The organism is Paraburkholderia sp. J8-2 (genome assembly GCF_905220195.1).
Classification (GTDB): Bacteria; Pseudomonadota; Gammaproteobacteria; order Burkholderiales; family Burkholderiaceae; genus Paraburkholderia.
This window is the reverse complement of sequence record NZ_CAJMZA010000004.1, coordinates 1-13867: the sequence shown is the minus strand read 5'-3', so window position 1 is coordinate 13867 and position 13867 is coordinate 1. Positions and strand designations below refer to the sequence as shown.

The window sequence follows — 13867 nt, the reverse complement described above, 5'->3', positions numbered from 1 at the left end:
CACGTAGAGGCGGATTTCGAAAGGATGGCGTATGGCGTTTGAACTGTTTCGCGGCGTACGGCCGCTTTCTCGCGCGTCGGCATTGCGCGACGCGCTTGCCGGTGTGCAGCTCGCCTCGATGAACGTGCCGCAACTGCTTGGCTACGCGCGCATCGCGGGCATGCCTGCCGTCACCGGTTTGTACACGGGCTTTTTACCGCTCGTTGCATTCGCGCTCTTTGGCGCGTCGCGTCACCTCGTCGTCGCCGCCGACTCCGCCACGGCCACCATTTTCGCGAGCCGTCTCACGACCATGGCGGCGCCTTCGAGCGATGAATACGTCGCACTCGCGGGCATGACCGCCTTGCTCACGGCCGTGCTGTTGTTGATCGCACGTGTGTTCCGTCTCGGCTTTCTCGCGGACTTTTTGTCCCGCACCGTGCTCGCCGGCTTTCTCACGGGTGTGGGCGTGCAGGTCGGTGTGGCCATGCTCGGCGACATGCTTGGCATTACTGTCAATTCGCGCCGCACGGTCCTGCAGATCAAGCAGATCGTGACGCAATTGGGCACGATTCACTGGGCGACGCTCGCCATCGCCGTGGCCGTCGTGGCCGCGATCCTGGTTTTCAAGAAGCTGCGCCCGCGCTGGCCCGTGCCGCTCGTCGCGGTGGTGGGAAGCATCGCGGCGAGCGCCGTACTGAACTTCGCGGGCCATGGCATTTCCGTGATCGGCCCGGTGCAGGGTGGCTTGCCGCACATCAGCTTTCCCGCCGTGGGCTGGTTCCAGATGATCGACCTGCTGCAGGTGGCCGCGTCGTGCTTCGTCATCATCGTTGCGCAGAGCGCCGCCACGAGCCGCGCGTTTGCCGAACGCTACGGCGAGCGCACCGACGAGGACGCCAATCTCCTCGGCCTCGCGGCGGCCAATGCGGCGGCTTCGTTCAGCGGCGCTTTCGTCGTGAACGGCAGCCTCACGCAGACCGCCATGGCCGATCAGGCGGGCGCGCGCAGCCAGTTCGCGCAGCTCGTGTTTGCAGGCGTCGTGCTCGTCGTGCTGCTGTTCTTCAGCCGCCTGCTGCAGTACCTGCCGCACTGCGTGCTGGCTGCGATCGTCTTCACGATTGCCGTGGGGCTTGTGAACATTCGCCAGCTGATCGATATCCGCCGCGAAAGCCCCGGCGAATTCCGGCTTGCGGTGATCACGGCGCTTGGCGTTGTCGTGATCGGCGTGGAGAACGGCATCCTCATCGCGATCGGCCTTTCATTGCTGCGCCACGTGCGCCATAGCTACCGGCCGCACACCATGGTGCTCGTGCCAAACGAAGAGGGGCACTGGCTGCCCGAACCCGCGCAAGCCGGTCAGCTTACGGCGCCTGGGTTGATCGTCTATCGCTTCGGTGCGGACCTGTTCTATGCGAACGACCACCTGTTCGTCGACGAACTGCGCGCGCTGATCGATCGGGCGCCGACACCGGTGCATTGCGTGGTCGTGGATGCGGGTGCGATTACCGATCTCGACTATTCCGCGGGGCGTGCCGTAATCGACCTTTGCGCGGAGCTCGGAGAGCGCGGCGTGAAGGTGATTTTCGGGCGCGTGAACCGCTATTTGCTTTCGGATATGGACCGGCACGGCATCACGCCTGTGGTCGGGCGTGCGAATATCTTCCCGACGCTGCACGAGGCACTGGCAGCGGTGCGGCCCGATCTGGAGTCGCGCTCGAATGCGTAGCGCTCGTGTAGCCATGCTACAAGCCGAAAAGCGCTGTAGTGCGAAAAACATGTGAAGCAGCTACATAAAAAGGTACAGAAAAACCCCGATTGTCCGTTGGATTTGGCCACTGTTATTGTGCGCCTCAAGCGCTGTGGAAGCGCTTCCACTCCAACCCGATCCGGCTGCCCAGAATGCATACGCCGGTGATTCCCGCGCAGGAGATTTCGTGAATCAGGACACCGCATTGCCGCATGCCGACGCCGCAGTCGCCGACGATCCGTTCACTCCGCCCGCCAGCTCCGCACTGTGGCGCAGCGACTTCCTTTTGGGCGCGGCCACGGCTTCGTATCAGATCGAAGGCGCGATCCACGAGGACGGCCGCCTGCCGTCGATCTGGGACACGTTCAGCGCAACGCCCGGCAAAGTGCTCGCGGGCGACACGGGCGCCGTGGCCTGCGACCACTATCACCGCTGGGAAGCCGACCTCGACCTGCTCGAAAGCCTGAACTTCGAGGCGTATCGCTTTTCGATCGCATGGCCGCGCGTGATGGACGAGGCGGGACGGCCCAATGCCAAAGGCATCGCGTTCTACAAGCGTTTGCTGGAGCGCCTGAAGGAGAAGGGCGTGCGCACCTTCGCCACGCTCTACCACTGGGACCTGCCGCAGCACCTGGAAGATCGCGGTGGCTGGCTCAACCGTGACACGGCGTACCGCTTCGCCGACTACGCGGACCTCATGAGCCGCGAACTCTCCGGCCTCGTCGACGCCTGGATGACGCTCAACGAGCCGTGGTGCTCGGCGTACCTCGGCTACGGCAACGGCCATCACGCGCCGGGCCTCGCGAACGGCCGCTACGCCACGCAGGCCATGCATCACCTGCTGCTCGGCCATGGACTTGCCACCAACGTGCTGCGCGCGAACGACCCGGGCTCGACCAAGGGGATCGTCGCGAACGTGGGGCGCGGCACGCCCGACTCCTCGTCGCCGGAAGACGTGCGCGCCGCGCGCCGCTTCGAAGTGCAGCACAACGCGTGGATTCTCGATCCGCTGCTCAAGGGCGCGTACCCGGAAGAGTTGTTCGAGTTGTGGCCGGGCACCGAGCCGCTCGTGCTCGAAGGCGACATGAAGACGATCTCGGCGCCGCTCGATTTCCTCGGCATCAACTATTACTTCCGCACCAACGTGAAGAGCGACGGCGCGCACGGCTTTGTCGAAGTGCCGCTGAAGGACGTCGAGCGCACGCAAATGGGGTGGGAGGTTCACCCCGACGGTCTGCGCGACCTGCTGATCGGTTTCGGGCGCAACTATGAGAACCTGCCGCCCATCTATATCACCGAGAACGGCATGGCGTCGGACGACCGCGTGAGCGACGGCGAAGTGAACGACACGCAACGCATCTCGTTCCTCAAGCGCCATCTGGCCGCCGTGGACGCCGCAATCAAGGCCGGTGTGGACGTGCGCGGCTATTTCGTGTGGTCGCTGCTCGACAACTTCGAATGGGCGTTCGGCTATGAGCGCCGCTTTGGCGTCGTGCATGTCGACTACGACACGCAGGTTCGCACGCCCAAGCGCAGCGCGGAACTCATCGCGCATTTCATCGCGCAGCGGCGCGCGCTCGAAGGTGCTTGAAAACGCTTCAGGGTGTTCGACAGGGTTCCCGGGCAAGGGCAACAACTAGTGTGACAACCACGGCATGGCATGCGACGCTCGGGCATGCCGCAAGACGCGCCGTGGCCGCGAAACTTCCAACCATAAGCTTTTGCAGACCAACCCGGAGCAACCGGAGCCCTGCGCGGGACCGGTTCAAGCGCGGCGCGCCCGCTCCGGATCGACAGGAGACGCAATGAAGCATAACGCACCCGTTCTGCGCGGCATCGTGGCCGCTCTCGCGCTGGCCGGCGCGCTCGCGGCCAACGCCGCGGAGCCGCTCAAAGCCAACGTGATTCACTGGTGGACTTCGGGCGGCGAGTCGGCCGCGATCAAGCAGTTCGCGCTTGCCTACGATCAGGCGGGTGGCAAGTGGGTGGACAATGCGATCGCCGGTGCGGATCAGGCGCGTGCAACGGCAATCAACCGCATCGTGGGCGGCGATCCGCCCACCGCCGCGCAGTTCAACACGTCCAAGCAGTTTCACGATCTCATCGACCAGGGACTCCTGAACAATGTCGATGCGGTCGCGACGAAGGAGAACTGGGGCGGAACTTTCCCCGAGTCGATCGTCAATGCGATCCGCATCAACGGGCATTACTACGCAACGCCCGTGAACATCCACATGCAGGACTGGTTCTTCTATTCGAAGCCCGCTTTCGCGAAGGCCGGCATCAAGGGTGAACCGCAGAATTTCGACGAGCTTTTCGCCGATCTCGACAAGCTCAAGGCGGCAGGCCTGATTCCGCTCGCACTGGGCGGCCAGGCGTGGCAGGAGAAGATCACCTTCGACGCGATCTTCGCCGACATGGACCGCGATCTCTACATGAAGGTCTACCGCGACCGCGACGCGAACGCCGTGAATTCGCCTGCGTTCCGCAACGTGCTCACGACCTTCAAGCGGTTGCATAATTATGTCGACCCCGGCTCGCCGGGCCGCAACTGGAACGACGCCACGGCGCTCGTCATTTCCGGCAAGGCGGGCATGCAGATCATGGGCGACTGGGCCAAGGGCGAGTTCTCGGCGGCGAACCAGGTGGCGGGCAAGGACTTCGGATGCTTTCCCGGTTTCAAGAATTCGCCGTACATGATCGCGGGCGACGTGTTCGTGTTCCCGAAGACCGACAACGCCGAGCAGGTCAAGGCACAGCAACTGCTGGCGACGGTCATGACGTCGCCGGGACCGCAGGCAGCGTTCAACCAGCGCAAGGGCTCGATCCCGATCCGCCCGGACGTGGACACCTCGGGCTTCGACATCTGCGCGAAGGAGGGCATGGCGATCATGAAGGACAAGTCGCGGCAACTGCCGAATCCGGAAATGCTGATTCCGCCTGATGTCCAGGGCGCGCTCCAGGACGTCATCACGAACTTCTGGAACAAGAACCAGTCGGCCGAAGACGCGCAGAAGGCTTTCGCGTCCGCAATCAAGAGCTGAGCGCCATCATGTACGCCGCCAAGCTGCATCCGGCCAAACGTCAAGCGGGGCAAGCGCGTAGCGTGCGCCCCGTGCGACGGCGGCTCTCGCTCGCCGCCTGGATCGCGCTCGCGCCCATGGCGGCGACGGTCCTGTTCGCGTATCTGGGCACCATGTTGTTCACAGCGCGCGTCTCGCTCAGCTTCTCGCGCTCGCTGCCGACCAACACGTTCGCGGGCGTGACGCAGTATGTGCGGCTCTTCCAGAACGACCGCTGGATCCTGTCGCTGCAGAATCTCGTGATCTATGGCGCGTGCTTTATCGTGGCGTGCCTCGTGATCGGGCTTCTGCTCGCGATCTTCATCGACCAGCGCGTCGTCGCGGAAGGTGCGCTACGCACGGTGTTTCTTTACCCCTACGCGATGTCGTTCGTCGCAACGGGTCTGGTATGGCAGTGGATCCTCAATCCGGAACTCGGCGTGCAGGCCGTATTGCGGCAGATGGGCTTCGAGCATGCGCGCTTCGACTGGATCGTCACGCAGCGCTTTGCGATCTACACGCTCGTGATCGCCACGGTGTGGCAAGCGTCGGGCCTCGTGATGGCGCTCCTGCTCGCGGGGCTGCGCGGCATCGACGAGGAGATCTGGAAGGCCGCGCGCCTCGACGGCATTCCGCGCTGGCGCGTGTACGCGAGCATTGTCGTGCCAATGCTCAAAACCTCGCTCTCCACCGCGTTCGTGCTGCTCTTCGTGATGGTGGTGAAGCTCTACGACGCCGTGGTCGCGATGACCCAGGGCGGCCCCGGCACCGCGAGCGAAGTGCCCGCGAAATTCATCATGGATTACCTGTTCAACCGCGCGAACATCGGGCTGGCTTCGGCAGCATCGATCGTGCTGCTTGCCACCGTGCTCGCGATTCTTGCGCCGTTCTTCTACGCGCGCAGCCGCGCAGCGCTCAAAGGAGACCGCGCATGAGCACGCCTGTGGCCGACTCGCTGCGTCCCGCGCCCACCCAAGCGCGTGCGGCGCAATCGAGGCGCAAGCCCCGCAAGCATTTCACGCCCGCGCGGCTCGGCGTCTACGTGTTTCTGCTAACGGCGGCGCTCTTTTTCCTGCTGCCGCTGTACGTGATGGTCGTGACCTCGGTGAAGCCGATGAGTGAGATCCGTCTTGGTCATCTGCTCGCACTGCCGGCGCAATTTACGCTCGCGCCGTGGCGTGATGCGTGGTCCTCCGCCTGTACGGGCCTCGACTGCGACGGCATTCAGGTGGGTTTCTGGAATTCGGTGCGCATCGTCGTGCCGAGCACTGTGCTCTCGATCGCCGTGGGAGCGGTGAACGGCTATGCGCTGTCGTTCTGGCGGCCCCGCGGCGCGGGCGTGCTGTTCGGCATTCTGCTCGCGGGCGCCTTCATTCCCGTGCAGGTGATGGTGTACCCGCTCGTGCGCGTGCTGGCCTTCGTGCATCTTTTCAGCTCGCTGCCGGGCATCGTGCTGATTCACACGATCTTCGGCATGCCGGTCATGACCCTCCTGTTCCGCAACTACTATGCGTCCTTGCCGCAGGAACTGTTCAAGGCCGCGCGCATCGACGGCGGCGGGTTCTGGCGCATTTTCCTGCAGCTCATGCTGCCCATGTCGGTGCCCATTATCGTCGTGGCGATCATCATGCAGGTCACCGGCATCTGGAACGACTACATTCTCGGCCTCGTGTTCGCGGGCACGAAGAATCTGCCGATGACGGTTCAACTGAACAACATCATCAACACGACGACCGGCGAGCGTATCTACAACGTCAACATGGCCGCGACGATTCTCACGTCGGCCGTGCCGCTCGCAATCTATTTCATTTCCGGGCGCTGGTTCGTCCGCGGCATCGCCTCGGGCGCGGTGAAAGGCTAGGAGCAGGGCATGGGCAATCTCACGAACGTTTCCGTACGCAATCTGCGCATCGACCTCGGCGCGAACACGGTGATCGACGAACTCGATCTCGACGTGCGCGCAGGTGAGTTCGTCGTGCTGCTCGGGCCGTCGGGCTGCGGCAAGTCCACGCTGCTGCACAGCATCGCGGGCCTCGTCGACGTGACCGACGGCAGCATCGAGATCGGCGGGGAGGACATGACATGGGCCGACCCGAAGGATCGGGGCGTGGCGCTCGTGTTCCAGTCGTACGCGCTCTATCCGACCATGAACGTGGAGCGCAATCTCTCGTTCGCACTCCGTATCAACGGCACGCCCAAGGCGGAGATTGACCGCCGTGTGAAGCGCGCCGCCGACATGCTGCAGCTCGGACCGCTGCTTTCGCGCAAGCCCGCGCAGCTCTCGGGCGGCCAGCGCCAGCGCGTGGCAATCGGGCGCGCGCTCGTGCGCGAGGCAGACGTGTTCCTGTTTGACGAGCCGCTCTCGAACCTCGACGCCAAGTTGCGCACCGAGTTGCGCCGCGAGCTCAAGCAGTTGCACCAGCAACTCGGGGCGACGATGATCTACGTGACGCACGACCAGGTCGAGGCGATGACGCTCGCCACACGCATGGCGGTGATGAAGGGCGGGGCGATCCAGCAGTTCGGCACACCGGCGGAAGTCTACGCTCGCCCCGAGAACCTGTTCGTCGCGACCTTTCTCGGCGCGCCGCCGATGAACCTGCTGCGAGGCAGGCTCGAAGCCGACGAAGGCCGGCTGTGCTTCCGCGGGCAGGGCCTCGACGTGGACGTTTCGGCTTACGCGTTCAAGGGCGCACCCGATCCAACGCGCGCCTGCGTGCTCGGCGTGCGCCCCGAGGACGTGCGCGCGGGGGGCGCGGTGCGCCCGCACGAGGCCGCGTGGGAAGGGCGCTTGACGCTCGTGGAGCCAATGGGCAATCATCGTGTACTGTGGATCGAGCATCAAGGGGGGCAGATCGCATCGATCGATCAGGACAAGACGCCACTCGCAAGTGGGGCGGCAGTGCCGTTCTCCATCGACGGGGCGCACGTTTCGCTGTTTGACGAAGAAACCGGCGCACGAATTTGATGGACATTACCGACAACAAGAGAGAGACCAGGAACGTGGCGACCCTGAAAGACGTGGCGGCGCTGGCCGGCGTGGGCCTTTCAACAGCTTCGCGGGCGATATCGGGCAACGGTCCGGTGTCGGCGGAGGCGGCCGCGCGCGTGCAGGCCGCGATCGAGCAGCTCAATTTCCGGCCTTCGTCCATCGGCCGGGCGATGGCCACGAAGTCGCTCGGCATCATCGGCATTTTCGTGCCGACTTTTTTCGGCTCGTACTACGGCACCATCCTGAAGGAAACCGATACGCAGTTGCGCGCCGTGCGGCGCCACGTGGTGGTGGCCACGGGCTGCGGCGAAGCCTCGCCGCGCGAGCAGGCGATCGAGGCCGTGCGCTTCCTGATCGGGCGCGACTGCGACGGCGTGGTGGTCATCAGCCACGATCTGTACGACGACGACCTGCAGATGCTGCACGCCATGCACCCGCGCATGGCGTTCCTGAATCGAGCATTCGATCAGTTGCCCGAAGCATCGTTCTGCGCCGATCACTTTCACGGCGGCGAGATGGCTGCGCGCACGCTCATCGAACACGGCCATCGCGAGCTTGCGGTCATCGGCGGCCCGTCCACCTCGTCGGACAATGCGGCGCGTTTGCACGGTTTTTTCGCCGAACTGGCGCGCCACGGCATCGAGCGCAGAACCGTGCCGCATATCGTGTCGGACTTCTCGCCCGAAGGCGGCTACGTGGCGGCCGGCACGCTCCTCGAGCGCAAACACCGCTTCACCGGGCTCTTCTGCGCGAACGACACGATGGCCATGAGTGCGCTCGCGCGCCTGCAGCAGGCCGGGTTGCGCGTGCCCCACGACGTCTCTGTGATCGGCTACGACGACGACTATTCAGCCGCCTATATGGCGCCGGCGCTGACCTCGGTGCACATTCCCACCGCCGAACTCACGCGCAACGCGGTGCGCTGGCTTATCAACCAGTGCTACGGCACGCAGTGGCCGATCGAGCGCACCTTCCCGGTTAGCGTGACATTGCGCGACTCGGTGGCGCGGGTGAAGTGACGCCAGCCGGCCGGGGCGCATGCGTCGGGCGACAGCGGTGAAGATGAGGATGGGGAGCCTCCCCAGGGTAGTAGCAAGTCGCGTAAAATCGAACGCGTTCCCCATCCCCACGTTTGCCATTCATGCCCGCGCAAGATCCGGCTGGTACGGTCAAGAAAGAAGAAGGCGTCGCTGTCATCGACCGCGCGTGTGCCATCCTGTTCGCGTTTCGCCCCGGAGATAGCGCGCTCACGCTCGCCGAACTCGCGGCGCGCACGGGTCTCTATAAAAGCACGCTGCTGCGGCTGGCCGGCGCGCTGATTCAACATCGCCTGCTGCTGCGCCTCGACGACGGACGCTATCAGCTCGGCCCCGCCACGTTCGCGCTGGGCGCCCTCTATCAGCGCAGTCTCAACATGGGCGACATTCTGCTGCCGCTCATGCGCGAGCTGGCCGCGGCGAGCGGGGAGAGCGTGTCGTTCTACGTGCGCGACAACGCGGTGCGCGTGTGCCTGCATCGCGTCGATTCACACCATGTGGTGCGCCACCACGTGCGCGAAGGGGACGTCCTGCCGCTGGAGAGCGGCTCAGGCGGGCACGCACTGCTCGCGTTCGGCGGCGAGCCGGGCGAGCCGTTCGAAAGCATTCGGCGCGACTTCTACTGCATATCGATCGGTGAGCGCGACCGCGAGACCGCGGGCGTGTCCATGCCCGTGTTCGGCATTCACGAGACGTTGCGTGGCGTGCTCACGCTCGCCGGACCGAGTTCGCGCATCGACGGGGCATTCATCGAGCGCCATCTCGATGCGTTGTTCGATTGCGCGATACGCGCTACCGACGCGCTCGGCGGCGACTCGCGCGTGCTGCGCGCCGCCCGAAGCGCGCACGCGGCGCGTGCGCGCCAGGACGCCTGAGTCCGCACCGAGCTAGCGGGAGCACCGCGGGCTTGGCCGCAGCTTGCATGCGGTCTCCTTCACTGTGTATTGATCAGGACTGCTCCAGATGCCGCTCCGGCGCGCCGGTGTAGGCATAGGCAATCTGGCGCGGCATGGGTCCTTTGTTACGCTCGCCGCGTCCGCGTTGCTCCCACGCATGCGCGAGAATGCCCACCGCGCGCGAGAGGCAGAATACGCCGCGCGCCAGTTCCGGCGCGAACCCCAGCTCCGCGTAGATCACCGCCGTGACGCCATCGATATTCATCGGCACGGGCCGGTCCTTGCGTCTTTTCAGCAAAGCCTCGATGCCGCGTGCTATCGCCGCATAGCGGCCCTTGATCGTGCCGGACGCCGCGCGCGCATCGACGAGCGCGAGCAAGCGCCCGGCGCGCGGATCGACAGGATGAAAGCGATGGCCGAAGCCCGGCAGATATTTGCCGTGAACGGCGATGAACTCGTCCACGCCTGCCTCGACCGCTGCATCGAACGGACTGCCTGCCACGATACGCGCGGCGATGTCGGCATAGAGTTCGACCGCCTGCTGGCCTGCGCCGCCGTGCACGTCGTCGAGTGCGTTGAGCGCCGATGCCATGGCGCCATTGATCGGCAGGCCACAGCTCGTGGCCATGCGCGAGATCGCGATCGACGGTGCGTGCGGCCCGTGATCGACCGAGGCCACGAGCGCGGCTTCGAGCAGCGTGGCCTCCTCGTCGCCGGGCAGTTCGCCGCGCAGCATCAGCCAGATCATCTGCGGGAAGCTCACGTTGCCGATCAGTTCCTGGATCGGATAGCCGCGCACCTTGATCGAGCCCGGATGGATGTCGGTGATCGAGGTGCTCCAGTAGTCGGCGCAGAGGGCGGCGAGATCGGGTGGGGTGGTGTTCGTCGTCGACATGGTTCAGATCACTCCGTCGTGGTGCAGGGCGTCGATTTGGGCGGCCTCGTAGCCGAGTTGTGCAAGCGTTTCGCGCGTGTGAGCGCCAAGCGTTGGTGCGGGCGTGGCGGGTGCAGCGTCGGCATCGGCGAGCCGCAGGCCCGCGCGTGTCACGCGCTGTGCCGCTTCGCCCTGAACTGCCTCGAACTCGCGTATGAAGCGCCGTTCGGCCAGATGCGGATGCGCGAGGATTTCGGGCACCGAGAGCACGCGCCCCACCGGCACGCCGCGCTCGAGCAGACGCGTTTCCCAGTTGGCCGCGCTGTCTGCCGCGAGTGCGGCTTCGATCTCGGCCTTGAGCGCTTCGCGATACTGCTTGCGCGTATGGCGCGCGGAAAATCGCTCATCGTGCGGCAGGTCGGGGCGGCCAATGACTTCGCACAGGCTCTCGAACTGGCGCGTTTCATTCGCAGCGATATTGAGCAGACCCGCGCCGGTGCGGAACGTGCCCGAGGGCGCGGCCGTAAAATTCTCGTTACCCATCGGCGCGGGCTCCACGCCTGCGTTCAGGTAGTTCGACACGACCCAGCCCATGGTCGCGAGCGTGGCTTCGAGCATCGAAACATCGAGGCGCCGCCCGCGGCCACTCGCGCGCGCATCGACGAGTGCCGCGCAGATGCCGAACGCAGCGGTGAGGCCGCCCACCGTATCGGACACGGGATAGCCCACGCGCAGCGGCGCGCTCTGCGCGTCGCCGGTTACGCTCATCACGCCAGACATGCCCTGAATGATCTGGTCGTAAGCAGGGCGGCGCGACAGCTCGCCTTCGTCGCCGAAACCAGAAATGGCACAGTAGACCAGCGCCGGATTCACTTTGGATAACTGATCGTATCCAAGTTCGAGGCGGTCCATTACGCCGGGCCGGAAGTTCTCGACGAGCACATCGGCGTGGCGCACCAGATCGAGCAAGATGGCTTTACCGCGCGGGTCTTTCAGGTTCAGCGTGATCGAGCGTTTGCCCGCGTTCACGGCCACGAACGACGCGCCCATATTGCGCGCCGCAGCGTCCTTGTCGGCACCCAGACGCCGGGCGAGGTCGCCGCCTTCAGGATGTTCCACCTTGGTGACTTCGGCGCCGAAGAGCGCGAGTTGATAGGCGCAGAACGGACCCGCGAGCACATTCGACAGATCCAGGACGCGCACGCCGGCTAACGGAAGCATGATTGAAGTCTCGTATTCAAAAGATTAGCGGGAGATGTCGTCGAGCGCGCGATTCTTCGTGCGCGGCCCGAAGATGCCGATAGCCGCCATCACCACGATCATTGCGCCGGTGATGAGCGCGAATACGCCTGGCACACCGAAGTGACGTAGCGCGAACGCGATCATGAAGCCGGAGAACATCGCGGAAAGGCGCGACATCGAATACACGAAGCCAACGGCCGTGGCGCGCATGCGAGTGGGGAACAGCTCGACCTGGTACGCGTGATAGCCGACGGAAAGCAGCGTGCCGCCGAGCGTGATCAGGACGCCGAGGAACATGAGCATGCCGGCGGAAGTCTGCATGGCGAATAGCGTGCCGCACACGGCGATCGCGAGCGCCGAAAGCACGACAAGCGTCTTGCGCTCGATGCGGTCGGCAATCGCCATGCCGAGCAGCGGGCCGAACGGATTCGAGGCGGCGATCACGAACGAGTAGAGCAGGCTGTGTGTGACCGTGATGCCTTTGGAAACGAGCAGGGTCGGCACCCACGACGCAAAGCCATAGAAGCCGATCGCCTGAAACAGATTGAACACGAGCAGCGTGATGGTGCGGCGGCGATACGGCGGTTGCCAGATTTCGGCGAAACGCGCCTGACTGACGGTTTGCGCGCCGGCCAGTTCCACGACAGGCGCGGGCAGCGGGCGCCCGGACTGCGCCTCGATCTTCGCTTCGAGCCTGGCGAGAATGCGCGCGGCTTCCTCGGTTCGGCCGCGCTGCGCGAGCCAGCGTGCACTCTCGGGCACGCGGCGGCGGATCGCCCAGGCGATGAGCGCACCGAACGCCCCGAACATCACGACCCAGCGCCAGCCATCGAAACCGAGCGGCGCGCGCGGCACGAACCACCACGCGAGCAAAGCGACGGCTGGCACCGCGGTGTACTGCACGAGATGCACAAACGCGAACGCGCGGCCACGCATGTGCTTGGGCACGAGTTCGCTCACATAGGTGTCGATGGTGACGAGCTCGACCCCCACGCCAATGCCGGCGATGAGTCGCCACAGGTTGATGCCGGGTGCGCTCGTCTGCAGCGCCATGATGCAGGTCGCCACCGAGTACCACAGCAGCGACGCCGTAAACAGCGTGCGGCGGCCATAGCGGTCGGCAAGCCTCGTCAGGCAGAACGTGCCGATGAAAAGCCCCGCGAACGAGGCCGCCACGAAGGCACCGAGCCCCGAGAACCCAAAGAACGAAGCCGTGGTGGTCGAGTAGAGACCGCTTTTCACGAGGCCTGGGCCGACGTAGGCCGTGAAGAACAGGTCGTAGAACTCGAACCAGCCGCCCATCGAAAGCAGGAACACGAGCGTCCAGATGGCGCGCGTGGCCGGCAGGCGGTCAATGCGCGCGTTGATCTCGGCCGCGGTGGCGGGCGCGGCGGCATCGTCCCGGAGCGACGCGCGCGTCGCTCCGATTGGCAGGCTGGACATTGAACTCTCCTGAACTCTTCGGTTACGTGTATTACGCGTCTTCGTTCTATCTGATAGAACTACGTTCTGAAAATGTGACTCGATAATACTGCGCGGCGTCGAGCCAACCGACCAGGGCTTTTACTAAGGGGGCCGCGGCGCGAGCGCTCAGGGAGAGGTTAGCCTGCAGGCGTCACATGGGGCCACATTGAGGAGGCTCAGTGACAGGGGGTGCGGGAACTGCTGACAAGCAGTGCCACACGTGGATTATATAAGTTTACATAAGATAAATTATCAACTTTTTTAAGATGTTCGCAAACATCGAAAACTCCACATCACATCTCGACAATGACCTTCAACGCGTGCGTGCTGGCCGCCTGCGAAAACGTCTCATAGGCCTTGAGCATGTCGTCGAACGCGAAGCGATGCGTGATCAGCCGGTTCGGATCGATCCGTCCGGCGCACACCGTTGGCGTCCATGTCGATCATGATGATCTGCGCGGGCGTATAGAACTGCGCGGTCAAAAGCGCGGCCAGCCCGATCGGTCCTGACCCGACGATGGCGACCGTGCTGCCGGGTTCGACTCGGCCGTTGAGCACGCCGCACTCGAAG

Annotated in this window: 11 protein-coding genes and 1 pseudogene; 8 read left to right on the top strand and 4 right to left on the bottom strand. The window is 64.7% G+C overall.

What is annotated here, in order from left to right:
• Positions 1-31 precede the first annotated feature (31 nt).
• The 8 genes from U5A52_RS11365 (at position 32) to U5A52_RS11330 (ending at position 9695) form a co-directional block, all read left to right on the top strand.
• On the top strand, positions 32-1708 hold the full coding sequence (locus U5A52_RS11365) for a SulP family inorganic anion transporter (RefSeq protein ID WP_321934813.1): 1677 nt from the start codon (positions 32-34) through the stop codon (positions 1706-1708).
• Positions 1709-1916: 208 nt separating this feature from the next.
• Complete coding sequence (locus tag U5A52_RS11360; protein WP_321934812.1) at positions 1917-3320, top strand: GH1 family beta-glucosidase; 1404 nt, start codon at positions 1917-1919, stop codon at positions 3318-3320.
• A 214-nt stretch (positions 3321-3534) separates the two neighbouring features.
• Complete coding sequence (locus tag U5A52_RS11355; RefSeq protein WP_321908606.1) at positions 3535-4773, top strand: ABC transporter substrate-binding protein; 1239 nt, start codon at positions 3535-3537, stop codon at positions 4771-4773.
• Positions 4774-4781: 8 nt separating this feature from the next.
• Positions 4782-5726: a sugar ABC transporter permease gene (locus U5A52_RS11350; protein WP_321908605.1), complete on the top strand. Its 945-nt coding sequence runs from the start codon at positions 4782-4784 to the stop codon at positions 5724-5726.
• Entirely contained in the window at positions 5723-6652 is a 930-nt protein-coding gene (locus U5A52_RS11345) for a carbohydrate ABC transporter permease (RefSeq protein ID WP_321908604.1), read from the top strand. The genes U5A52_RS11350 and U5A52_RS11345 overlap by 4 nt, the downstream gene beginning before the upstream one ends.
• A gap of 9 nt (positions 6653-6661) precedes the next feature.
• Positions 6662-7759, top strand: a complete 1098-nt coding sequence (locus U5A52_RS11340) for an ABC transporter ATP-binding protein (protein WP_321934811.1) — start codon at positions 6662-6664, stop codon at positions 7757-7759.
• A 35-nt stretch (positions 7760-7794) separates the two neighbouring features.
• On the top strand, positions 7795-8802 hold the full coding sequence (locus U5A52_RS11335; protein WP_199272081.1) for a substrate-binding domain-containing protein: 1008 nt from the start codon (positions 7795-7797) through the stop codon (positions 8800-8802).
• Between the two features lie 122 nt (positions 8803-8924).
• Positions 8925-9695 carry an IclR family transcriptional regulator gene (locus U5A52_RS11330; protein WP_321908599.1) on the top strand — a complete coding sequence of 257 codons (771 nt, stop codon included), beginning with the start codon at positions 8925-8927 and terminating at the stop codon, positions 9693-9695.
• Between the two features lie 73 nt (positions 9696-9768).
• Here the strand turns inward: U5A52_RS11330 and U5A52_RS11325 are convergent, their stop codons facing one another.
• The 4 genes and pseudogenes from U5A52_RS11325 to U5A52_RS11310 form a co-directional block, all read right to left on the bottom strand.
• Positions 9769-10611 (bottom strand): citryl-CoA lyase, encoded by an 843-nt coding sequence (locus U5A52_RS11325; RefSeq protein WP_321934810.1) that lies wholly within the window; start codon positions 10609-10611, stop codon positions 9769-9771.
• Positions 10612-10614: 3 nt separating this feature from the next.
• Positions 10615-11814: a CoA transferase gene (locus U5A52_RS11320; RefSeq protein ID WP_321934991.1), complete on the bottom strand. Its 1200-nt coding sequence runs from the start codon at positions 11812-11814 to the stop codon at positions 10615-10617.
• Positions 11815-11835: 21 nt separating this feature from the next.
• A complete protein-coding gene (locus tag U5A52_RS11315) occupies positions 11836-13260 on the bottom strand; it encodes an MFS transporter (RefSeq protein ID WP_321934990.1) in 1425 nt (474 codons plus the stop codon).
• A gap of 329 nt (positions 13261-13589) precedes the next feature.
• Positions 13590-13867: pseudogene (locus U5A52_RS11310) on the bottom strand (hypothetical protein); the annotation flags it as partial.

Coding starts and splice junctions, on each gene's coding strand:
- U5A52_RS11350 (WP_321908605.1), top strand. CDS start 4,782: ATGTACGCCGCCAAGCTGCATCCGGCCAAACGTCAAGCGGGGCAAGCG.
- U5A52_RS11345 (WP_321908604.1), top strand. CDS start 5,723: ATGAGCACGCCTGTGGCCGACTCGCTGCGTCCCGCGCCCACCCAAGCG.
- U5A52_RS11355 (WP_321908606.1), top strand. CDS start 3,535: ATGAAGCATAACGCACCCGTTCTGCGCGGCATCGTGGCCGCTCTCGCG.
- U5A52_RS11365 (WP_321934813.1), top strand. CDS start 32: ATGGCGTTTGAACTGTTTCGCGGCGTACGGCCGCTTTCTCGCGCGTCG.
- U5A52_RS11340 (WP_321934811.1), top strand. CDS start 6,662: ATGGGCAATCTCACGAACGTTTCCGTACGCAATCTGCGCATCGACCTC.
- U5A52_RS11330 (WP_321908599.1), top strand. CDS start 8,925: ATGCCCGCGCAAGATCCGGCTGGTACGGTCAAGAAAGAAGAAGGCGTC.
- U5A52_RS11325 (WP_321934810.1), bottom strand. CDS start 10,611: ATGTCGACGACGAACACCACCCCACCCGATCTCGCCGCCCTCTGCGCC.